General features: G+C 36.3%; 15 protein-coding genes. 6 read left to right on the top strand and 9 right to left on the bottom strand.

Features of this window, described 5'->3' with window-relative positions:
* Positions 1–6 precede the first annotated feature (6 nt).
* The 3 genes from IPM56_14485 (at position 7) to IPM56_14475 (ending at position 7,854) form a co-directional block, all read left to right on the top strand.
* A complete protein-coding gene (locus IPM56_14485; GenBank protein ID QQS35441.1) occupies positions 7–447 on the top strand; it encodes a response regulator in 441 nt (146 codons plus the stop codon).
* A 48-nt stretch (positions 448–495) separates the two neighbouring features.
* Entirely contained in the window at positions 496–4,257 is a 3,762-nt protein-coding gene (locus IPM56_14480; GenBank protein QQS35440.1) for a PAS domain S-box protein, read from the top strand.
* 162 nt (positions 4,258–4,419) lie between these two features.
* Entirely contained in the window at positions 4,420–7,854 is a 3,435-nt protein-coding gene (locus tag IPM56_14475) for a PAS domain S-box protein (GenBank protein QQS35439.1), read from the top strand.
* Positions 7,855–7,880: 26 nt separating this feature from the next.
* On the opposite strand, the gene IPM56_14470 is transcribed toward IPM56_14475, so the two are convergent.
* The 9 genes from IPM56_14470 to IPM56_14430 all read right to left on the bottom strand — a co-directional run bounded on the left by IPM56_14470 (position 7,881) and on the right by IPM56_14430 (position 17,427).
* On the bottom strand, positions 7,881–9,278 hold the full coding sequence (locus tag IPM56_14470; GenBank protein ID QQS35438.1) for a sigma-54-dependent Fis family transcriptional regulator: 1,398 nt from the start codon (positions 9,276–9,278) through the stop codon (positions 7,881–7,883).
* Between the two features lies 1 nt (position 9,279).
* The gene (locus tag IPM56_14465) at positions 9,280–9,987 is read right to left on the bottom strand and encodes a HAMP domain-containing histidine kinase (GenBank protein QQS35437.1); all 708 of its coding nucleotides are present in this window, start codon (positions 9,985–9,987) and stop codon (positions 9,280–9,282) included.
* Between the two features lie 121 nt (positions 9,988–10,108).
* Entirely contained in the window at positions 10,109–10,369 is a 261-nt protein-coding gene (locus IPM56_14460) for a hypothetical protein (GenBank protein QQS35436.1), read from the bottom strand.
* A 4-nt stretch (positions 10,370–10,373) separates the two neighbouring features.
* Positions 10,374–10,697: a hypothetical protein gene (locus tag IPM56_14455; protein ID QQS35435.1), complete on the bottom strand. Its 324-nt coding sequence runs from the start codon at positions 10,695–10,697 to the stop codon at positions 10,374–10,376.
* An 11-nt stretch (positions 10,698–10,708) separates the two neighbouring features.
* Positions 10,709–12,502 (bottom strand): flagellar filament capping protein FliD, encoded by a 1,794-nt coding sequence (gene fliD / locus IPM56_14450; protein ID QQS35434.1) that lies wholly within the window; start codon positions 12,500–12,502, stop codon positions 10,709–10,711.
* 11 nt (positions 12,503–12,513) lie between these two features.
* Positions 12,514–12,849, bottom strand: coding sequence for a flagellar protein FliS (locus IPM56_14445; GenBank protein QQS35433.1), 336 nt, complete (start codon positions 12,847–12,849; stop codon positions 12,514–12,516).
* An 80-nt stretch (positions 12,850–12,929) separates the two neighbouring features.
* The gene (locus IPM56_14440; GenBank protein QQS35432.1) at positions 12,930–13,742 is read right to left on the bottom strand and encodes a flagellar biosynthesis protein FliC; all 813 of its coding nucleotides are present in this window, start codon (positions 13,740–13,742) and stop codon (positions 12,930–12,932) included.
* A 158-nt stretch (positions 13,743–13,900) separates the two neighbouring features.
* Positions 13,901–15,424 (bottom strand): glycosyltransferase family 2 protein, encoded by a 1,524-nt coding sequence (locus IPM56_14435; protein QQS35431.1) that lies wholly within the window; start codon positions 15,422–15,424, stop codon positions 13,901–13,903.
* Between the two features lie 155 nt (positions 15,425–15,579).
* Positions 15,580–17,427 carry a hypothetical protein gene (locus tag IPM56_14430; protein QQS35430.1) on the bottom strand — a complete coding sequence of 616 codons (1,848 nt, stop codon included), beginning with the start codon at positions 17,425–17,427 and terminating at the stop codon, positions 15,580–15,582.
* Between the two features lie 403 nt (positions 17,428–17,830).
* Here IPM56_14430 and IPM56_14425 point away from each other — a divergent pair, with 403 nt between their 5' ends.
* The 3 genes from IPM56_14425 (at position 17,831) to IPM56_14415 (ending at position 24,913) form a co-directional block, all read left to right on the top strand.
* Positions 17,831–20,629: a PAS domain S-box protein gene (locus IPM56_14425; GenBank protein QQS35429.1), complete on the top strand. Its 2,799-nt coding sequence runs from the start codon at positions 17,831–17,833 to the stop codon at positions 20,627–20,629.
* Positions 20,630–20,758: 129 nt separating this feature from the next.
* Positions 20,759–22,909 carry a PAS domain S-box protein gene (locus IPM56_14420; GenBank protein QQS35428.1) on the top strand — a complete coding sequence of 717 codons (2,151 nt, stop codon included), beginning with the start codon at positions 20,759–20,761 and terminating at the stop codon, positions 22,907–22,909.
* A gap of 300 nt (positions 22,910–23,209) precedes the next feature.
* Positions 23,210–24,913 carry a PAS domain-containing protein gene (locus tag IPM56_14415; GenBank protein QQS35427.1) on the top strand — a complete coding sequence of 568 codons (1,704 nt, stop codon included), beginning with the start codon at positions 23,210–23,212 and terminating at the stop codon, positions 24,911–24,913.
* Positions 24,914–24,921 lie beyond the last annotated feature (8 nt).

Here is a 24,921-nt window from a genome sequence, read left to right as displayed (position 1 = left end):
ATTTTAATGAAAGCTCTCATTGTAGATGATGATCAGACGATAAGACTGTTTCTTCGCAGGATTCTTGAAGGAAGACTACAATGCCAGGTAACCGAAGCTGAAAATGGAAAAAAGGCACTTGAAGTTCTGCAAAAACTCCGTCCTGATTTTATGTTAATGGATATTTGCATGCCCGATATCAGCGGGGATGAACTGCTTGAGATGCTTCGCAAAACTCCGGCTTATAAAAATCTGCCGGTAATTGTCCTGTCCGCTATTAGTGATAAAGAAATGATTGCTAAACTGCTTTCACTGGGAATTTCCGACTACATGTTAAAGCCTATGGAAGTCCGTTCAACATTTGACAGGATTAAGTTATTCATGAAAAAAATTGATACGGAAAAAACATCGGCAGGTGGTTTAAATTCTAATCCTCAGGTTGAGAATACTGCCGAAATGCCTGGATGAAAAAAACAGTTATTTAAATATTCCTGTAACTAACTAAAAACAACTAACGTGTTATCAAAAATCTTCCGGTTGACCATCGGGGTAATTATCCTGTTAGTACTAAAAACTTCTGGACAAAGTTTTAATGTTCAGAAGTATACAGTTGAAAACGGGCTGCCGGATAACGGGGTTTATGATATTACACAGGATGATAAGGGGAGAATGTGGTTTGCCACCCTCTCCGGAATTTCACGGTACGATGGCGCGGAATGGATCAACTATAATTCTTCTGATGGGCTAAGCGCTAAAAGATATTTCCGTGTTGTGCGTGATGTTGAAGATAAAATCTGGGCAGTACCTTTCAGTCCTTTTGATACGATTGCCTACTATACAAATAAAAAATGGAAATTTATTCCTTTCCCTAAAGAGAAAATTCTTGTACTTACATCATTTCAACCGGTGAGGATGAATGGTGTGGTTGTGCCTGTGCTCGGCACCAGCAGCGGTGTTTTCGTTTTTAAAAATAAAAGCTGGCAAAAACTTACTACAGATGATGGATTGATTGACCCTTATGTGAACAGTCTGGTTGAACATAACGGCAAAGTCTATATCTGTACAAAAAAAGGTATATCAGTTTATAATGGTTCAGAGATTGATAACTCAATCAATACAAGTTTGAAAACAAACAACGTCAGTGTTTATTCATTGTTCTTTTCTGAAGATGGGGCAATCTTAATATTTGATGCAGGGAGAATTGCCCGGTATCAAAATTCAAAACTCACTACTTTGATAAAAGATCTTAGTCTCAGATGGTTACCTTTTCATGAACGTCCTGTTTTTATTCAGGATAAAAAAGGAAGAATTTATTTCGGGAATAGTTCAGCCAAGTTTTATATAGATGAGAATACAGGCAAATTAGTTCAACTGGGCAGTGAGAACGGATTTATCAGTGCCGGTGCAAATTCGGTATTCATTGATAAGGAGGAAAACATCTGGTTCTCATACGGTCGCGGCGTTGATAAAATCAGCACGCTTCGTTTCATCAACTACAATGAAAACACCGGGCTGCTTGAGGATGAAGTTGCTTCCATTGCGAGTCTTGATTCATCCACACTTGTTTTCGGTCATAACATGGGGCTTACATTCTTTTCGGAAACCGGCACTCAAAAAATTGATCTTCGCGATAAATTTAAAACCTCTTACATGCATTTCCGTGTAGGTGATATGGCGAAAGACTCTAAAGGAAATATCTGGTTTATTTCTGCCCAATTCGGTTTGGGAAAAATCAGTAAGTCTAAAAATATCACGTGGTATTCATCTGATCTTAATATCAACTTCAACTCTATTGCAGTTGATGATAATGATAAAGTCTGGATTGCGTCAACTAACGGGTTATTCACTTTGAGCGGCAACCGGCTGGTACCTGTTCATAATATTCCTGAGGCAAAATCATCAATTAGAAAAATTGAAAAAATAAACGGATTGTTGTATTTGCTTGGACCCGGAATCAGGATTTTGGATCCTCATCAATCCAGGTTAATTAAGACTATTTTCTTTGAAAAAAATAATGACCTCAACAATCATTATTCTGCTTTCAAAAATGATGAAGGTAAAATACTTATCGGAAATTACAAAGGAGTGTATGAACTTAGCGGAGACACACTGCTTCCATACGAGCCACTAAAAAATAAAATTAAAAGCCCGGTATATTTTATTACTCAGGATCGTGAAAAAAATTACTGGATAGGAACTAACAAGGGAGTTTATAAGTGGGATAACAAAATACTAAGGCAATTCACTAAAAATCATGGTCTTGCCGGAAACGAAACAAACCGTGCCGCTGTGTTAGTTGTTAATTTGAATCGTGTCTGGATAGGCACTGACGAGGGTGTATCGTGTTATTTGTCAGAGTATGATACTTACCCCGAAAAAATTCCTGATCCCCAGATTCTTTATTTTGAGCTTGAGGGAAAAGAAAGATTTCCATTAAGAATTCCATCAACTCTTTCGAGCAGTGATAATACTTTGTATTTCTATTTCCGCGGTGTTTCGTTTGTAAATGAACGATCAATTAATTTCAGGATAATGCTCGAACCATTTGATACAGAATGGATTGAGATTCGAGATAACAGCCCGCTGCCTACACGTTATACAAATCTTAATCCTGGAACATACGTGTTAAGAGTTCAGGCAAGAAACGGAAATGGCGAATGGAGTGAAGAAGTCCGTTCTGCTGAGATTACAATTAACCAGCCGTTTTATCGGCAGGCCTGGTTTGTAATTTTATTAATGGCTATTGCCGCAGGTGTTGCTTACGCGTTTTATAAATACGCCGCACAAAGACAATATTTCTCCAAACTTGAAACTGAAATAATTAAAAGAACATCAGAACTAAGAGCAAGTGAATATAAGTACCGGGAACTTGTCAAGACAATGAATGAAGGGCTTGCAATTGTTGATGTAAAAGGAAAGTACCAGTTTGTCAATCAAAGATATTGTGAAATGATCGGTGCTTCGGAAGAAGAACTGCTTGGGGCTAATATTGATTCATTCGGATTTAATGCATTAACAGATCAGGCATCAAATCAAATTGAAACACAGGAAAAGATTTTAAAAAGAAAAGATGGTTCAGAGATTTACGTTCTTGTATCACCCCGCCAGCTTTTTGATTTGTCGGGAATTTACCAGGGAAGTTTTGCAGTTTTTACAGACATAACACAGCGGAAGAAAGTCGAACTTTCATTGCAGGAGACAAATGAACGATATAAAGAACTTGCTGAAAGTTTTACAGACATGTTTTTTGCACTGGACCGTAATCTGTGTTATACATACTGGAACAGCGCGGCTGAAAAAATAACCGGCATTCAATCTGAAAATGTTCTTGGGAAATCGGTAACAGAAATCTTTCCTAAAATAAATTCTAACAGAATTCTAGTTTCTTTACAGGCAGTTGTCTTAAATCAAAAACCTGTTAACATTGTCTTTGATTCACACAAAGATGAAATACGTGAATACTTTGAGTTTAATATCTATCCGTCAAGACAGGGACTAGTTGTATTCTGCCGCGATATTACTGAGCGGATTGCCGCAGAAGAAGCTGTCAGAAAATATTCTGAAGAACTAAAAGAGTTGAATGCTGCCAAAGATAAATTCTTTTCCATTATTTCTCATGACCTGAAAAGTCCGTTCCAGGGATTGTTGGGATTCTCATCTGTCTTGAAAGATGAATATGAAAATCTTACTCCTGAAGAAATTAAAACATTCACGAGTCATATACAGAACACAACCAAAAACCTTTACAATCTTTTGCAGACGCTGCTGCAGTGGTCAAGAATACAAACAGGAAAAATGGAATTTCATCCCGCTGTTTGTAATTTAAATGAGGAAGTCACTTATGCATTCAATCTATTACAGGGAATGGCGGACAACAAAAGAATAAAACTGCAGAACAAAGTAAGTGAAGAGATTAGTGTTTATGCCGACACCAATATGCTTAACTCAATATTTCTGAACCTTATCACAAACGCAATTAAGTTTACTTTACCGGGTGGCAGTGTAACCATTACTGCTATCCGGGATTACAATCGAATAAAAGTTTCTGTGGAAGATACCGGTGTTGGTATTAAAGCAGAACATTTTGATTTCCTATTCAGAATTGACAAACAGTTTACTACCGCCGGGACCGACAGAGAAAGCGGCAGCGGGTTGGGACTTATAATCTGTAAAGACCTTGTCCGCAAACACAATGGTGAAATTTATGTTGAGAGTGAACCGGGCAGGGGAACCAGGTTTATTTTTACTCTTCCGGATGATAAAAAGAATTTCAGGTAGAATATGATTTATTAATCTTTTCAAAGAATAATCAAATCGTGTATTTATTATTTTATTTTTTGAAAAGATAAAAATGTCACTTAAATTAATTCTCAATCAATCTACGAAGTTTTAAGGCAGTTCACATTTATTTTGATATTGTGTTGATGGAGTCGCACACAGATGAAAACTGTTCGTGTTAAGAAGAATAATTTAAATATTTTGATAGTTCATTCATCAGGGAAAAAACCTGGTGAATTAATCCCCCTGATAAAGAGAAATGGAATTTCTGCGATTTCATTTTCTACCCCCGGTAATGCGATCAGAACAGGTTTAAGTATTAAGCCCACCGTTATTTTATTTGCGATAAACTCAAAAGCTGAATCAGGTATTTATAAGACTGCTGCATCAATATTAAAAAAGGTTAATACAAACTTTATTTTTATTCTTGAGAACCACGACCCCGGATTCTTCGCCAAAGTAAAATCCGGCTTTGATGCTGAAGTGATTTACAAGCCATATTCAAAGATTGAATTTGATTCTGTTCTGAAATCAGTAATTAAAAAACATGACGCTTCTAACAAAATTGAAAAATATGAAAATTATTTTAAGCTGATTGAATCGGGTCTGCCGGGACATCTCATAATGATTGACAGCAAGGGGAAAATCCTCACTGCAAACGAATCATTTTATAAAATGTCCGGTTATAAAAAAGCTGATCTGTTGAACAGGAATTTTTCAAAGATCTTAGCTAAAGAATCAAAAAATATTTTTACAGAGAAAATACTTTCTGTGCTTAACAAAAAGGGCAGAATTGAAAATGCTGAACTAACCATAATAAGTTCAAAAGAAAAGCCGGTTGAAATAAGTTTAGATGCAATCTCAATTAAACATCCGGAATTAGGTGATGAAGTATACCGGGCGCAGATTCGTGAATTGACTGAGTCAAAAGAACTTTATCTCCGTTTGAATGAAACAATAACAAAGTACAATGAACTTATTGAACTTGTGCGCGATGGAATATTCATAGCAAGAAATGGTAAAATTGAATATGCCAACAAAGCAGTGACAGAATTATTAGGTTATAGCAGTAAACAACTACTCAGAAAAAGATTGTCTGATGTAGTTTCGCCTCCTGACTATAACATGGTTTATACTAACTATAAAAATAGGATCACCGGTAAACCCGCACCCGATAAATATGATGTAAGACTAATCAGAAAAAATAAAGAAGGGATTACGGTTAATTTAAAGGTGAAAGTTTTTCAGACGGAAAAAGAATTAGTTGTGTTGGGAACAATAAAAGACATCACACAATCAAAATTAACTATTGAAGCACTGGAACAGAGTGAACAAAGATTCAAAACTTTTTATGAAAACACGTTGATCGGAATTTATCGTTCGGCTCCGGACGGAAGTATTCTAATGGCAAATCCTGCGCTGGTGGCAATGCTTGGATATGTTTCTTTCGATGAAATGGCTCAGAATAATCTTAAAGAATTTGGATATGCACCTACCTACAGCAGGCAGTGGTTCAGGAAAGAGATGGCAAAACATGGTCAGATCATCGGGCATGAAGCTCAATGGATGAGAGTTGACGGCACTTACATCTGGATCAGGGAAAGCGCGAAAGCAGTATATGGAAATAACAGACAAATATTATTTTACGATGGAACTGTTGAGAACATCACAGAAAAGAAAGTCGCTGATCATGCACTACAGACAAGTGAAAAAAGATTTCATTCTTTATTTACAAATATGGCTGAAGGCGCTGCACTTCATCACTTAATTGTAGATGCTAACGACATGCCTGTTAACTACGTACTTGTAGACATCAATCCCGAGTATGAAAAAATTGTTGGACTAAAAAGAGAACAGGTTACAGGAAGGCTTGCCACAGAAGTTTATAATATCGATAGCCCGCCTTTTCTTAAAGAATTCAGTTCGACAGTATTAACCGGGGTATCATTCCAGTTTGAAACCTATTATGAACCATTAAAGAAATACCTGTTAATTTCTGTAGCTCCCTGGGGTGACTATGGTTTTGCTACTATTTTTTCGGATATAACACAGCGCAAACTTTCAGAAGAAGCATTAAGATTAAGTGAAGACCGTTACAGAGCTTTCGTTCAGCAAAGCACAGACGGTATCTGGTGTTTCGCACTTGAAAAGCCAATGCAGGTAAATTCCGAAATTGAAATGCAGGTTGAATACATCCTTAAGTACGGATACCTTATGGAATGTAATGACGTATATGCCAATATGTTTGGAAGTAGTAGTTCTGCAGGTATAATAGGTGCGCCGATAAAGAAACTCCTTAAACAGACTGAGAAACAGAAAGAGGGATTTATAAGGCAGTTTATTGAATCCGGCTACAGAGTATCTGACTATGAATCACTCGAGTTTGATAGTAAAGGAAAGTTAAGGCATATCATTAATAACCTTGCCGGAATTATAACAGAAAATAAACTTACACATGTATGGGGAACAAGACGAGATATAACCGACAGGAAAGATTTTGAATTGGAATTAAGAAAACTGTCTCGTGCAGTTGAACAGAGTTCATCATCGATTATTATTACTGACACGAATGGTAACATTGAATATGTGAACCCAAAGTTTTGCGAAGTAACGGGATACAGCTTTGCTGAAGTGGCTGGTAAAAATCCCAGGATTCTAAAATCTGATTTTAAAACCGCAGCCGACTATAAACAAATGTGGCAGACTATAAGTTCAGGTAATGAATGGCATGGTGAATTTCTTAATATGAAAAAAACAGGCGAGTTGTATTGGGAACAGGCATCAATCTCACCAATTATTAATGACGACGGAATAATAACAAGCTACCTGGCTATAAAAGAAGATGTGACACAGCGGAAAAGATTTGAAGAAGAACTTATTCGCGCTAAAGAATCTGCAGAACGGGCAGACAAACTTAAATCAGAATTCCTCGCACAAATGTCGCACGAAATAAGAACGCCGCTGAATAATATACTTACATATATCGGACTTGTGAGAGAAGAATTTGAATCCAAACTACCGGTTGGAATGGAATCAAGTTTCAAAATAATTGACAACAGCTCGAAAAGATTAATCAGGACTATAGAATTAATCTTAAACCTTTCCGAAATACAGACCGGAAACTTTAAAGTAAGAAAAGAAATAATTAATCTTGATAAAGATGTTCTTGAAAATATCTCTCTTGAATTTCACAGCCGGGCTCGGGCAAAAGATATTGAATTGGTATATGAAAAGAGGACTAATAATGGAAAAATTTTCGGCGATGCATATTCAATCGGGCAAATTTTTAACAACCTGCTGGAGAACGCAATAAAATATACAAATCACGGCAGGATTGATGTTCAGTTGTATGAAAAAGGTGATAGTGTTTGTGTTGAAGTTAAAGATACAGGCATTGGAATTTCAACTGAATATCTTCCGAATTTATTCAGTCCGTTTACACAGGAAGAAATGGGATACACAAGAAGGTTTGAAGGAAACGGGCTTGGGCTGTCACTGGTAAAAAAATATGTTGATATAAATGATGCGACTATAAGTGTAGAAAGTGAAAAACACAAAGGAAGTACATTCAGAGTATCATTTAAACAGCATCACTAAGTAAACCGCAAATCATATCCGAAAAACTACTCAGATAAAATATTTCTTGTTACTTCAATTCCAAGTTGTTCCATCCTGTAGCGGAGTTTAGATCTTGAAAGTCCAAGTATCTTAGCTGCCTTAACCTGGTTGCCGTTAGTTATTTTCAAAGTTTTTTGGATCAGTGATTTTAACACAAGATCAATCTGAACACCTTTTGATGGGATCTTAAGTATAAATTTATCCTCATCTTTTTCAGCAGACGCACCTGATTCCGCAAGTGAAGAAAGATGCTCGGCTTTTAATTCATCATCTTCAAGCAGAAGAACAGCGCGTTCCATAACATTTCTTAATTCTCTTACATTACCTTTCCAGGGATATGACTCAAGGATTGAAATTGCTTCCGCGTCAATCCCTTTTACGACTTTTCCGAATTTTATAGAAAACTCTTTTAGAAAAGAGTATGCAAGCAGTGCTATATCTTCTTTTCTTTCTCTTAATGGCGGTACGATAACCTGTGCGACATTCAAACGATAAAATAAATCTTCCCGGAAATTACCGCTCTTCACTTCTTCTTCAAGATTCCTGTTTGTAGCCGCGAGTACTCTAACATTAATCGAAATCTCTTTTTCACCGCCAAGCCTGTAGAATTTTCTTTCCTGTAAAACCCGTAATAGTTTTACCTGCAGATCCTTTGATAGTTCACCGATTTCATCAAGCAGTATGGTTCCGCCGTTTGCAAGTTCAAATTTTCCGAGTTTTGTTTTTTGCGCTGCCCCTGTGAATGCGCCGCGTTCGTGTCCAAACAATTCACTTTCGGCAAGTTCTTTTGGAATTGTTGCGCAGTTAATTTCTATATAGGTGCTATCCTTCCTTGGGCTTTTCTGATGAATATATTTTGCAATTACTTCTTTTCCTGTTCCGCTTTCACCGCTGATTAAAATTGTCGTATCACTGCTAAGCGCAAGCTTTTCAACTGATGCTACAAGCCGCTGCATCTTTTTGCTCTTGCCGAAAAATTCACGTGTAAGTTCATCTGATTTTAATAATGTGTGAAGTTTATCTACCTCAGTTTTTAGGCTGGATGTTTCAAGTGCACGACTGATCACCATTTGTAAGTGTTCAAGGTCAATCGGCTTTAACAGGAAATCAAATGCGCCTGATTTTATAGCGCTCACCGCAATTTTAATATCGGAATACCCTGTAATCATTATGATGGGGATGTGGTAAAATTTTTTCTTAAAATCTTTAAGAAGATCAAGACCATTGTGAGTTGTAAGATATATGTCGAGCAAAATCACATCCGGTTCAAATTCTTCAACAGTGGAAACGGCTTCTTCACCTTTCATACACACTTCAACATCATAACCTAATTTTAGCAGCACTTTTTTCAGAGACAGACAAACAAGATCATCATCATCAACAATTAGAACTTTAAATTTCATTTCATTGTCCTGTAGAGTTATGGTTGAATTTAATGAAGAACCGGGAACCTTTATTTAGTTCACTTTCAAAATCGAGTTTGGCATTGTACTCTTCAAGCAGCATTCTGCAAACACTTAAGCCAAGTCCTGTACCGTTTTTTTTATTTGTAAAAAAGTCTTTAAATATTTTCTGTTTGTTTTCCTCGCTGATCCCGATACCGTTATCCTGAACTTCCCAGTAAATAAAAGAGTTTTTATTATCATTACGTTTATATGTTCTGATGTTCAGCTTACCTTCTTTTGTACAGGAATCAATTCCGTTGGTGATGAGGTTAAGCATAACCTGAAGCACTTTGTTTTTTGGTATCCTGAAATTTTCCACATCGGTCGCCAGGTCTTTTTCAATAGTGACATTCTTAAACCGCGCATTCTCTTTCATTATCTCAATGGCATCTAAAGTTACCTGGTTAAGAGAATCCTGACTTAATTCGGCATTCGGTTTACGGGAAAATTCAAGAAGCATTTCTATTAAAGATTGAATCCTTTGCAGAGCTTCGTTGCAATCATTGATTGAAGTATGGGCGTCGGATGGAATTTCTGACCCGAGCATTTTTAGATAATCTAAATTCAATTGAATTGCTGAAAGAGGGTTTCTGATTTCGTGTACATGGCTTGCAGTTAGTTTTCCAAGTATCTGAAGCTTATTATTTTGGATTTGGTCATCAAACATTAAAATCAAACAGTTAAGAACAATGTAAAAATATTCTCTCGTTTAATTTTAAAGATTTGAAAAGTAATTAGCAAACATTTCAACAATGTTTGCTAATATGAAAAGGTGTGTAGGAGTTAAATTATTTTAAAGGGTTTTTTAGTTCTTCTAAAATCTTTTCTGCCACTTTATTCAGAACTTCGTCTGAATTATAAAACTTGCTGTCAATTTTTTCCCTGATGGCATCAAGATCTTTAGTTTCGGCTGAATTACTCTGCAATAATTTAGCTTCCCTGGAAATTTCAAGTTTGTCCTTTTGTGGATTCTGATTTTCCTGTTCCACTTTAGGCTTGTTAACTTCCTTTGAGAAATACTGATTGTTTGATATTCCTTTTATTTCCACTTTTTTACCCTAAATATATTGCTAGTTTTTTTTGGTTCCGTACTATTTCAAGCTCTGCCGATACCTGTGCCAGTTCTTTCTTTTTATCGGCTACTATATTATCGAACTCTTTTTGAATTTGTTTAGTTATCAATAATAACTCCCCCTCAAACCTGGATAGCTCACGGGATGAAAACTTCATTTTCAGCTCATTTTTGAGCTTTTGTACTTTTACCATACTCTCTTTTGCGTGGCTAAAATTAGCATCAAAATTTTCATCTTCCATGGTACTAATGTCGTTTAATACCCCGTGAAGCAAAAGATCTATTTCTTTAATTCTTGTGTTCAAATAATCCATAATTAAAAGAAGGAATTCGTATCTGAGAACGACCCCGATAAATCCAAAAGACTTGCCAGTTGTAACTGCAATCTCTGGTATTGTGCACGCAGACTTTCCGCGGTCTTATTTATTCTGTTTTGGACAGATGTAAGTTTATCATCCAGCCCCTGAATATTCGTGGAGAGTGACGAAATTGAATTTGCCAGGTAACCGGTACTACCTGTGTAAGGTGAAACAATACTAAACAGTTTTGACGCAACTCCGTTGGTTGAATTAAATACAGCCTCAACCTGGCTTATACTCTCGGTTAATTTTTGTTCCAACAATGCACTATCGGAAATAACCAATCCTGTTGAAGAATTGAAAGTAATTCCCAATTGTGAAAGTGTGTTCAGGCTCCCCTGCAAAATACCCGACACCGGAGTATAAGCGGTTGAAGCAAAACTATTTAGAATTGAGGTAGCGCTTGAATCGCCTACAAATACCCCGCGTTCATCTTTTGATGTTGTACTGTTAGTTTTTATGTAAGAGTATACATCATTAAACTTTGCAACAAATTCCTCAATCTTTGTTTTGATTGAAGGCACATTATTCTGTATTGCAACGTTTACGGTCGTATCAGTCGGCTGCATCACAGACTTTAATGTAAATGTAACGCCTGTAACAAGATCATTTATTGTGTTTGAGTTTCTTTGTATATCCAGACCGTTAAAATTTATTCTTGAATTTAAAAGATTTCCCCCTGCAGTGATGTCACTGTACATAAATCCCGGTGTATCGGTCAGGTCGGCAGATTGAGTAAACTCAGGTCTGGAAGAACCAAGATTAAGCCCCAGAAAACTTAATGCTGATCCTCCGTTAAGATCTGTTAATTCTTTGATTCTGAAATCAAGTCCGGTGGACTTGGAGGTAAGTGAAAATTGTGATGTTGTTGCATCTGGTGAAAATGATGCCGCTGTTACAATACCGGAAGCACCTTTCTCCTTGGTAACACCGATATTCAGATCACTGACAATATCAGCGCCGGTTGAATGAGATATTGAAATATATTTTGATGAATCCGAAACAGTAAGTTTTAAGCTTACATCTCCCGGGTTTGGTGAATCCACAACTTTTTCAGCAACCACACCTGATGTATTTGCTGAAATATTTGTGACTAATTCATCAATTAAATCTTCATATGTTCCGCCGCCGTTGTATGAAATTTCAGTTTCAGTACCGTTAAGATTTAGTTTTAAAGTTCCAGGTCCTCCGGTGTACGCAGCAGATGCAGAAAATGTATTCGATTTCACAATAGCTTTATCGGAGTTTATCGCATCCCTTATCTTTTCCATTACAGATTTATTTGTCTGTGTGGGATCAGAAGAATCAAATTCGACTTCAATCGTACTTGTATATTCACCAGTACTTCCGTCACCGGTTTTTATCATAAAACTGTGAACTCCATCAAGCGCGCTTATGGCTGATGAAGTCAATTCATGTGACATCGCAATATCACTTTTTGCCAGTTGAGAAATACGGAGATCGTAACTGCCAAGACCAGCAAGTGAACTTGCGGTTGCAGTTAAAAAATTTGTGTTTGACGATGTTGCCGATTTAGAACTGAATGCTGAACCGGATCCTGAAGTTTTTAATTCATTTAGAAGAGATTTAAGAGCATCAAGTTTAGAACTAAGATTACTATAGGCAGTTGATAAGCTTTGATACTTTGTCTTCCTCGTATTGATGGGCGTTATCAAACGAGAACTCTCAGTAAGCTTGTAAGAGTTTATGAGAGAATTAATACCTGAAGTAGTTAACAAATCAACTGCCATAAGTTCCCCTGTTACTTGTTAAACGCACTAATCCAGGAATCCCTCAACTCGGTCAAAATTTTCTTTACAACATCAAAATTGTTTTTACGCATCTGGTCCTGGCAAAACTGATATAATCTTAACAAACCAATTGAAACTTCCTTTGCGCCATCATCGTTAAAATTGAGCGCATTAGTCAATTCCTGAATTGCCTTGTTGGTTCTGATCATATCTTGTTTCTGACAGCTGACAATAGCAATGTCATAAAGTTTTATCAGCAGTTGTTGAGGAGTAGCCTCCATTACTTCATTAACCAGGTATTGGTTAGTTCGGCTTTGGTTTTTGTAAGCAAGAGACGGATTATGCATTTGGTGTTTCTTCCCCTAGATTAAAGGATAATAAGAAACCCCCGGCGTAAACCGGGGGAGTGAAATCTAGAAACTCATCATTAACGAAACAGGGACAGAATGTTCTGAGGAGCTATGTTAAGCTGAGCTAACATCGATGTACCAATCTGTTGACCGATTTGCCCCTTGGTAGCATTCAATTGTTCCATAGCCATATCTGCATCAAACAGCTTGCTTATAGCTGCTGTATTGTTTGATATAGCTGCTGCAAGGAAATCATCCTTACTATCAAGAGTCTGAGTAAGGTTACCAATTCTTCCTAAGGCTGCTTTTACGTCAGCAGTCAGGTTTGCAGTAGAAGTAGCAATAACTGTTGCATTAGTTGTTGAAGTTAAACCACCTGATCCTAAAGTTGTTGCTGGATCATGTGCATTTAAGTAACCAGCACCAGCAAAGTCCAAAGTTACTGTTGTTCCAACGTTAAATGCTGCTGTAGCAGAAGCTGAAGAAAGAATATCAGTTGAACCTATTTTGGTGTTTGAAAGAATAGAAGAAATTTCACCGGCAATTGTTCTGATATCATTAGCAATAGCAGCCTGATCTTTTAACGGATCTGATGCATCAACTTGTTTTGCAACTATAGCATTAATTTTATCTACAACCTGCAATAAAGCTGATTCTGCAGTTGACAAATAGTTCTTTGCAGAACTGATGTTGCCTCTCTGTGCAGTCATCACGCCGTTAGATGATTCAAGTGTTTTACCAATGTTGAATCCTGATGTGTCATCAGCTACAGAGTTAATTCTCTTCTGTGTTGCGAGACGTAACTGAGCTCTTTCGGTTTGTGCATTAACTTTTGCTAATGCGTTGTAAGCGTTAAGAGCGCTAAGATTGGTGTTTACTGAGAAACCCATGATATACCTCCATGTATATTGTGTTAGTTTTGTTTAATCAAACATCCTTGTTTGATCTTTTATTATTTAAGAGATTTTATTCTCTACTTAGATTATCGTAAACACCGGTTCAAAAGTTTAGCGTTTCAGGTAAGAATTAATTTAGCGGAAGAACTATTTCAGGCTGTCTGTAATATCCCTTTAATTTTTTGTTTTATCATATCTATTGCAGCCTTTGCTTCCGGTATTGATTTGAATTTTTGTTCAGAAAAGTCAATCAGTCTCGTCAGTTCTTCGTATTTGCCTGAACTGATATAAATAGAAATTAAATAAAACGGAACTGACGGCTGAACATCCGGGTGTTCCAGGAGCTGTTCAAAAAGTAATGTTGATTCAGTCGTTTTTCCATCTTCCATCAAGGATATGGCGTACGCTGTTTTTACTGCACAATCATCAGATAATTTTTTCATCAGAGACTCAAGAATTCTACACCGCAATTTGACTTTGTTATAGGGAGTAAGAATAGAAATAACATATTCTACATTTCCTTTGTTTGTAAAATTGCAGATCGTGTTGATCTCTGATTCTTCGAGATCCTTTTTATTCAATAATTTTGAAATAACCCCTGCGTTCAACTTGCCATCAGTGATAAAATTTCTGTCTGCCGGATTTGAATATTCACCCAGAAAAAACTGAATTGCATCAATCCTGCCTGCCTGCTGGGATATGCTCAATCCGTAAAGAATCATTTCTTCATTATTAAGTATGATATCATTGCTGCTGAATTTTTTGTTCTTTAAAACGTCCGTATTAGCGCGATAACTTTTCATCGACAATTTGATAGCCTGGTTTAAGTCACCGTTGCGCAGGCAAATCTTTGAGAGGAGATAATTCAGAGGGGCATAGTTGTCATTAAGTTTTAATCCTTCTATCGCGCATTTCAATGATGGTTCAATGTTGTGATTCCGCAGTTCATTAACGGATACATAGTAGAATGATATTATCAGAAATTCTTTAGGAATTTTTTTTGTCCGGATGACTTCTCTGAACAATTTTGTTGATTCATCGTATTCTTCAAGTACGTTATATGTTTGTGCAAGCTGGAAGGTTTTGTACAGGTCAGGGTTATTTTGATAGTCATTTAGAAGAAGCGAAAGGTTTCTTGATGCTTTTTGTTTCTTTTTTTCTTTTGAAGTATTGTATCCAAGATGAAGAATCTCAATTGATGAATCAATTAATTTGTACCCGTTTTCATTGATTGAGCCGATTATCTGTTCGTGAACTGAACCGGAAAATTTTATTTGCGGGTCGTTGCGGAATAATCTTGTGTAGCTTATAACATTGTCGCGTCCTGTTTGGTCATCCGGACTTTTAACAAAACAGTTAACAGCTAATTTTTCATTTGCTGATGTTATTTTTTTTAATTCATCAAGACTCGATTCTGAAAGTCTCTCATCTGCGTCAAGATATAAAATCCAATCGCCCGTTGATTTACTTAAAGCAAAATTTCTCGCCGCGGAAAAATCATTTACCCAATCAAATTGATAAACCTCTGCATTATACTCTTCAGCGATTGATATTGTAGCATCGGATGAACCTGTATCCACAAGCACAATTTGCTGAACAATATCTTTCACTGAATCTAAACATCCGCGGAGATATTTTTCCTCATTCTTAACGATCATACTAAGTGAAATGCTCACTGTAAAACTCCGGCTGTATTTATAAAATGTTTGCGCACAACATTAGCTGATTAAACAAATCGAATTTAGTGCCAGTGAAATGATAAAGCAGTTGGCTATTTACAGGACAAGTTTATGATGATATATAGAATTGTGGCTAATAATGGGCAGAATGTTTAATCAGGAAGAAGCGGCTCAATCCTTTTAACTTCTTCAGAGATTTTCAATTGAGCGTCGGCAGTAAGTTTTTGAGATAATTCTTCGATATCTTTTTTTAACTTCGCGATGCTTTTATTTTCATGGTCAATACTGTCCTTAAGACTATCCTGCAAAAGTTTGTCTCTGTATTTACTTTTTTCTCTTGCCGAAGTTAATTGTCTTTCTTTATCACTTTTTATCGCATTAATTCTCTGAACAAGCCGGTGTTTGTAATTTGATTTATCGATGAATGCAAATCCCGCCATCGCCATTGAAATCAATGTTCCGAGCAGAAAAGTTATAACACTCCATTTTATGCCCTGGAATATTACTCCTGACATCAGATCATTGAACCCGGAACCGGAAGAATACTCAGTATTGGTATAACCCGCTATTCCACCGACAAGAAAAACCAGTGCTGTAGCAATGATTGTATACACCATAGATGTCTTAAATGAATTAATCGGGTTTAATTTTGAATTGTTATTCAATGCGGTTAGTTCTTCTTCTGACTGAGCGATGAATGCTGCAGCATTGCTTTCAATGGTAGAAATTGTTCTGTCAAGCTTTTGTTTTGACTGCAGTTTAATTTCTTCGAATTCTTTTTTAAGTTTTTCGATATTCTGAATGTGTTCATTCTTCTTATTCTCAAACTCAGATAACTTTTCATTTACTTCGGACATAAACTTGTCAGAAATATTTTTCTTAAGTGCCAGGGCTGCTAATGCAATACGCTCATTAAGTTTCGGTGTAACTGCGTTAAAAAGTGTTGTATTATTTCCCTGGTATTTCTGAACAACTGACTCAAGGAAAATTACAGTACTGATAATATCCTCATTATAAAACTCGTTCAGTTTCTGTTGAGCTAAAAACAACAATCTGTTCCTCAATGCATCCAGAGATACTTCGTCACGCTTACGATTATTTTCAATTATTTCCTCAATTGACCTGTACATAGCGGCAAAGTCTTCCTGCCTGAAAATATTTGCGCTTACAGGGAATTTGACAAAGTACTGAAACATTTGAAGGTTGTTCAATTGAGCGGAATAATTCAACCTGTCAACATCAAACTGAAATACTTTTTTCAGAAGTTCCGCTGCTGTTTCATGATCGTTTTTATGAACCGAAGCTAATGCCTGGTAAAATATTGCAGAGATACCGTTAGGCTTCTGTTGAAGTGCTTCAGAAAAACTAAGATAAGCATTAATCGGATCTCTCTGGCTGAGGTATGAAAATCCGTTCAGAAGTTTTATAAAGTATCTGAATTCATTTAACACATTTGAATCGAGTGAAGTCTTCTGAATTGTTTCATCCGTTTCTTTTAACACATCTCGGGCACTGAACGGATCGTGGAAGAACTGGTCATAAATAAGTACAATCGAATGAATTATTCTGCTCAAAAAATAATCGGGAGTAATATTTTTAGTTATAACGTTAATCATCGAATTTGCGAAGAACTTTTTATCGCTGATTGATTTTAACGTTACCCATTTTGAATAGAATTCCATCAGCGAACGGTGCGCTTCGGATGGATATTTTTTATCCGACCTGTTCCGGAAAAAATCTTCATAACCTGCGGTAAGCGGAGTTTCATAAAGAAAAAATAATGGTGCTTCTTCATAGCGAATAAAATATTCACTTAATTGAGGAGGGAGAGGAAATCTGTAAAAGCGTGTCGTTTCTTTAAACTTATGTATAAACTCTATGCCTGATTGAACATCCTGAGTACAAAATTTACCCGCTAAATTTTTAAATCTGGTGGTTAGTGCATCAGACGCAAATTTCTCTCCGGTTAATTCATCTAATATAGAGTTGTCATTTATCATCGCGAATACGCACTTCACCATTTAAAATTGTTAAACGAGTTTTCCCGCTGTCTGATTATCGGATTTTTTTTGTAAGTGTTAAGTCTTGGTCGTAATAAAAAAAATTCTGTTGTATTGGATATAACATATCACTCACTTATTTTTGAAGCGGATGAATGTTCGTTTTTATCGGACAATTTATTCTGCGAGTAGTTGCCTGCATTATCAGGAATCTGCGAATTACCGGGGAACTCTAAATGTTTATGCGCTTTAGTACCTGTTTGAAAATCTTTTGACCTGGTGAAAATTCTGATTGCCGATTCGATGAATTTCCGGATGCGATGTCACACTTAGTAATACGAAAAACCTGTGAGTAACTATTAATTCATTTACTAAAAATAAAATTGGATCCAATACTCAAATAATGAAGCCTGGCTCAGACTCTTCTGCATCATTCCGCACAACAGCCGAAACGATTATTAACGGTTTACAAAACCATGAAAATTTTACTCCTGAAGAAACTTTCAGATTAGTAAGAAAACTTGAAGACCTCCACAAACAAACCGAAGAAAAAAACGAACAGCTTTTTCAGAGATTAAGAGAATCTGATTTCAGGAAACAGCAGTACCAGTCCCAGATAAATTCTATTCCGGCTTCACTAATAATTTTTAATGAAAGAGGACAAATTATTAGCGCCAACAAAACTGCAGCTGATATACTTGAAGAAGACGCAGACAGCTTATACAAAAAATTATTTTACAATTATCTCTCGACTGATAGTAAAGCAGTTTTCCGGTTACATCTTCGCAATACATTTCTTGAGAGCGGTACTCAATCAGCAGAACTTGTCTTAAATACAAATTACAGATCGCCTTCAGTTTTCCTTATTAAAAGCAGAAGTTTGAACAGGCAGGGTGAATTGAATCGTGAGTGTTATTCAGTACTGATTGATTACCCGGAAAAAAGACGAACTGATGAAGTTCTTCTTGAAAACCTTGAACGTCTTTCAGCTATCATTGAAGATCAGACTGAATTAATATGCAGGTGGTCACCGGTTAAGAAAATTAATTTTGTTAATAATTCCTACTGCAGATACTTTAATAAAAAAGCAGAAGATTTAATCGGAACAGATTTTAACACCTTCATTGTTGAGAAGGACAAAGAAAAATTTGATCAAAGCCTGCTGCTTCTTTCTCCCGATAACCCGCTCAACATCATCGAAGTTCGTGCTGTACTGCCATACGGCGAAGTAAAATGGCAGCAGTGGACTAACAAAGCGTTGTTTGATAAATCAGGAAATATAATAGAGTATCAATCGGTCGGCAGAGATATAACCAAACAAAAACGTTCTGAGGAATCACTGCGGATTAGCGAAGAACGATACCGGCTGGCAGTTGAGAACTCACCGAACCAGATTTTTTCTGTTAACAAAAACGGGTTACTGATTACCTGGAATAAGGCTTGTGAAGAGTTATTTCAGTTCAAGCGTGAAATACTTGGACAATCTTTTACTGAATTATTGCATTCTTCATCCGATGTATCAGAAGTTCAGAACATGATCCAGCAGGTCTTTGAAGGAAAGACTTTCAATATCCCTGAATTGATATTTAAATCTAAAGACGGCACAAAAAAATATTTAATGGTTCGTCTTTATCCTCTCATCGGAAATGAAAAGAAAATTTATGCCTGTGTTTTTACCGCTACGGATCTGACTGAAAGAAAGAAGATTGAACTGGCACTTAGAAAAAGTGAAGAGCTTCAGCGTGCCCTGTTTACAGGCAGTGTCGACCCAATTCTGATTACAGACATCAACTTTAAAACAATTGCCGCTAACCCTGCGCTGGAAAAATTAATCGGGTACAGCTCCGATGAATTAAGAGGATTTACTTTTCCTCCAAACTCAGCTTTTGATTCAACACTTATCAGAGAATGGGTTGAAAAATGTAAATCAGGTGAAGGCGTGTCCGGTTATGAAACAAATATTTCAGGAAGAAGCGATGAACTGATACCCGTAAGCATGACCATTTCACCGATAAAGAATATTAAAGGTGAATTAAGGTACATCTCTTTCTGGCTGCGGGATATAAAAGAAAGAAAAAGAATTCAGGAAGCTTTGCGCATAAGTGAAGAACGGATGCGGCTGCTTCTGCAGAGCGCAGAAGATATTGTTCTAATGCAGAATCTTGAAGGTAAAATTCTGTACTATAACGGCGCTACAAAATATGGACTCACTCCGGGTGAAGTTGTCGGAAAATCTCCGTACGATTTTTTTGAAAAGGATCTGGCAGAAATTCTTGAAAAACATGTAAACGAAGTAGCTGTTAGCTCCAAGCCATTAATTTCTGAAGATGAATTCCACTGGCAGGGTGAAAAGATGTGTTTTTCAAATCTGCTTTCTCCTGTAAAAGATGAAAATGGAAAAGTGATCGCGGTTACAATAATTTCAAGGAATATTACCGATAAGAAAAAAGCGGAAGATGCTCTTCTTGAATCGAAGATAAAATTACAGGAATTAAATGCGAGCAAGGATAAGTTCTTCTCAATTGTGGCGCATGATCTCAGAAGCCCATTCCAGGGACTGATTGGTTTTTCAAATTTGCTGCTTGAAGATTATAAATCGCTTGACAGGGAAGAAATAAGAGAGTTTGTTGAGAACATTAATAACTCGACAAAAAATCTATATAAACTTATAGAGAATCTTTTAGAGTGGTCAAGAATTCAAACGGGAAGAAAAGAATACTTCCCTCAGAAAATTGATCTTTATGAAACCGTGGATTCCGAACTAAAATTGCTAAGCGGTAATGCTGCGAACAAAAATATCTCCCTCGAAAATCTTATTTCAAATGATACTCGTGTTACGGCAGATAAAAATATGCTCACATCTGTTCTTGAAAACCTGATAACAAACTCAATAAAGTTTACTAACCCCGGCGGTGAAGTTAAAGTATATAACAATCATCTGGGTGAAATGATTGAAGTTGTGGTTGAAGACAACGGGGTTGGAATAAGAGCAGATGATCTTCAAAAACTATTGCGTATAGATCAACAACATTCTACCGAAGGGACTGCACAGGAACGCGGAACCGGGTTGGGATTAATGCTGGTAAAAGAATTTGTTGAGAAACAAGGGGGCACTATAAGAATTGAAAGTGAATTTGGGAAAGGTACAAAAGTTTTCTTTACTCTTCCCCGGGCATTAAACCCGATTACTGTAGATACATAAAAATCTTCTGTTAAAAATAATTAAAGTCAGTTCTCTTTACTTTTTGGAAATACCGATTATATTTTCATTCACAAAATTGGAAGTTAATTCAACTTTCTTCAACCGGGTTATTTTGAACAGAGGGAGGGAATGTTGATAAATAGAAATTTATTCCGCACCGAAATTAAATCTTCGTTTTATTTTCCGCTCCGCATCACACTGCTCTACCTGATCCTTGGAGGTTTATGGATATTGTTTTCCGATAAACTTGCTGTAGCATTTACAAATGATTTTGAAACACTTGCCGTTATTCAGATGTACAAAGGCTGGTTCTTTATTATCATCACTGCATTTTTCTTTTATTTATTAATAAAGCGGGACTTTAAATTAATTGAAACAACTCAGAAGGAACTATCCGAAAGCGAAAAACGATTCCGGTCTTTATTTGATAACGCTCCGCTGGGCTACCAGGCTGTAGACAGTGATGGAAAAATTCTTGCTGTTAACAAAGCAGTATGCTCAACATTAGGGTATACTGAAAAAGAAATGGTTGGAAAATACTTTGTCGATTTTTTAAAGGTTGAAGACAAAAGTATCTTCGAAGAAATTTTGAAAAATATTCAGAGCGATGGAGTACTTGGTAATGTTGAATTCAGGATGGTTAAAAAAGATAAGGCAACAGCCATTATAGCTGTGGAGGGGAAAGTTGCATTCACAAATGACGGGCAGTTCAAACAACTGCATTGCATTTTAATAGATATAACTGAGAGGAAAAAGAATGAAGCGGATTTGATCAAGTTATCAAGCGCTGTAGATCAGAGCCCTGCCGCGGTGGCTATACTCAAGAGAGATGGAAAACTCGAATATATTAACCCGAAATTTACACAGTTAACCGGATATACTTTTAATGAAACAGCTGGTAAGGAACCTATCCAATTAAAACCTTCTTCAATGCCGGATGAAGAATTCAAAAATATCTGGTCATCAATTAAAGCGGGAGATGAATGGTCGGGAGAATATTACAACAACAAAAAGAACGGAGAGTTTTACTGGGAATTGATTTCAATCTCCCCGATAAAAAATACTGAGACTGAAATCACTCACTTCCTGGTACTTAAAGAAGATATAACGGGACGAAAGACAATTGAGAAAGAGCTGATACGTGCTAAAGATGAAGCGGAGGAATTAAGTAAACTGAAAACAAATCTGCTTGGGAATATCAGTCATGAACTCAGAACTCCTCTTGTAGGTATTATCGGATTTGCGGAATTCCTTAAAGAAACCGAACTGGATGTTGATCAGTCAGACATGGTTCAAAAAATTATTAATAGCTCAAAGCGGCTAACTAATACATTAAACTCAATACTTTATCTCTCGGAAATTGCTTCACGTGAGAATTATCTTAATAAGGAAGAAATAAATTTAGCCAAACACACTCCAATGCTTATGTTTCCATTTATTCAGGCGGCTAAAGAAAAGGGTCTTGAGTTTTCTATTCTGATTAAATCAAAAAAAGCATCAGCAGTTATAGATGATAAACTGTACATAATGGTATTGAATAATCTGCTTGACAATGCGCTTAAGTTTACCAGGCACGGAAAAATTGAAATTACAATTGATTTAGTTGAAACAGGTGAAAATAAATTTGCCGCCGTGAAAGTAAGCGATACGGGAATTGGAATTGCTGAAACTGACAGGGAAAAAATATTCCAGGAATTCCGTCAGGCGAGTGAAGGCGTTTCCAGGTGGTATGAAGGGACAGGTTTAGGGTTAACGCTTGCAAAAAAAATGGTTGAAGCAATGGATGGAACAATCAATCTTGAAAGTGAAATTGGTAAAGGCAGCATCTTTACGATCATGTTTCCTGCAATTGAAATTCCTGAAGCCACGGAAGAGATTGCAGATGATGTAAGTAAAGAATCGGGAATCCAGCCATTCAGAATATTATTGGTAGAAGATAATTTTATAAACAAAGAGGTAACTGAATTATACTTAAAAGATATTTACTCAATTGATCACGCTGAAAATGGTGAGGCAGCCGTAGAATTGTCGCGTCAAAATCACTATGATGTTATACTGATGGATATTAATCTCGGAGGCGGTATAAACGGAATTGAAACTGCAAAGGAAATAAGAAAGTTAAACGGCTATGAAAGTGTTCCGGTGGTTGCTGTCACGGGCTATGCGATGGCAGGCGATAAAGAAGTGTTGCTGGCGGAAGGACTAACCCACTACCTTGCAAAGCCGTTTGAAAAACAGGAGTTGCTTCAGTTATTAGCTGAGATATTAATTGAGAATTAATTGATTGATGTTAACAGTTTGCTTAACACAATAGTTGTGATGTATCGGGATAGAGTTTGCTACGCAGGGATATAAAATATATCTTATAATTAGTTAAAAGATTGTCACTGAAATTTTTTATTTCTGTGAACAAGTAATGAGCAAGCAACCTTGCTAATCAACATGTACTGTGAACTATTTTAATGTAGTCGGGAGTCAGAATAAAATAGTTCAGTAAAATAAAATTGTTTTCCAAATTATAATGTTTTTATTATATCATTCAGCTATCAAACAAATTTTAGTATATAAATGGGGTTATAAGTGAAAAGTCGCAGCGCTAAAAATAAGGAGAGTGACAGTCGCAGAAAACGGGCAAACAACTCTGATAAAAAATCTTCAGGAAAGACAACTCAGCAAAAAAAAAAATCCGACATTAAAAATATTAACAGTGATTCACTGTCATTTATGTTTATGAATTTTCCTGATATTCTTTGGATATTCGATAACCATTTACAGATAATCTTCTGTACCGGTGAGATAAAAAAAATACCCGGAATAAACCTGAACAAACTGACAGGAAAATATGTTGAAGAAACATTATTAGGTTCAGATAAAAAATTTATAAGATCAATGAAAAATTCTCCAGCCATTACCTCATCAGGGAAAAATTACATAAGTGATAGATTCATTCACTCAATAAAAAACAAAAATCGTAAAACATTACAGGTTGAAACAACAATAACTGCAGCAGGCGAACCAAAAAAGAAGCATGAAATATTCGCTGCCGTGACGAGGATTATTGAAAAGAAATCACATTCAGAAAAGATTCCTGATGAAACTAACCTTAGTATGACCCTCGCTAAGCAGCTTATTCATTTAGGAACATACCAGTTCGATAAATCAGGAAAAAATAATCACTGCTCTGATGAAGTATTTAAAATTTTTGAAAGAAGTGCCGACGAAGGTTGCTTTTCATTGGAAGGTTTGTACCGTGTTGTTCATCCTGATGATAAATCATTCGTAATAAAAAGTATAACAAATGCCTTTCAGAAAAAAACACAGTTTGATTTTGAGTTTAGAATAGTCACTTCAGAAGGTAAGATAAAATATCTTCACAATATTGGTCAGGTACTTCGTTCAGAAAAAAAATCTTCGTTAAGAATTTTCGGAATAGTCCTGGATATTACTGACAGGAAAACAAATGATGAGAAACTCGGGAAATATCTTTTTGAACTGAAACGTAACAAGGAACTGCTGGAAGATAAAGCTCTTGAGCTTTCAAGTTTAAATGAGCAATTAAAATCAGCGACAGAAGAGCTGAGAAGAACAAATGATGCTAAAGATAAATTCTTTTCCATACTTGCTCACGATCTGCGTAGTCCTTTTCATGGATTGCTTGGATTCTCTAATATGCTTGTTGCAGAGTTTGATAATTTATCCGACACGGAAAAGAAAAATATGGCTGAAAGGATAAATCTTTCTGCTCACTATATGTTCAAACTAATTGAAAATTTACTTGAGTGGTCAAGATTACAATCCGGGCGGATGGAAATTAATCCAATTAAAACAGAACTTAGGGAAGTAGTATTATATTCAATAAACCTGTTGAGCAATTCGGCGGTGGCAAAACAAATAGTGATTGTTAATAATGTCCCGGAAAATATTATTGCGTTTGCTGACACAAATATGCTTAACTCGGTACTTGAAAATTTACTTTCGAATGCGATTAAATTTTCAAAAAGAAATTCAGAAGTGATAATCAACACAACTATGCTGAACAACTTTGTTGAAATTTCTGTAAACGACAGTGGAGTGGGAATAAAAAAATCGGATATCGAAAAACTGTTCAAAATTGATAGTCATCATTCTACTACAGGAACTGAAGAGGAAAGAGGAACCGGATTGGGATTAATTATATGCAAAGAAATGATTGAGAAACTTGGCGGCAGTCTAAAGGTCGCAAGCAGGGAGAATGAAGGAAGTACTTTTTCTTTTACAATTCCATTAGCCGGTTCAATAAGTTGAGAAGAATT

It is taken from the genome of Ignavibacteriales bacterium (assembly GCA_016700155.1).
Classification (GTDB): domain Bacteria; phylum Bacteroidota; class Ignavibacteria; order Ignavibacteriales; family Ignavibacteriaceae.
Note: the sequence above shows the minus strand (reverse complement) of the source record. Positions and strands in the feature narration are given on the sequence as shown.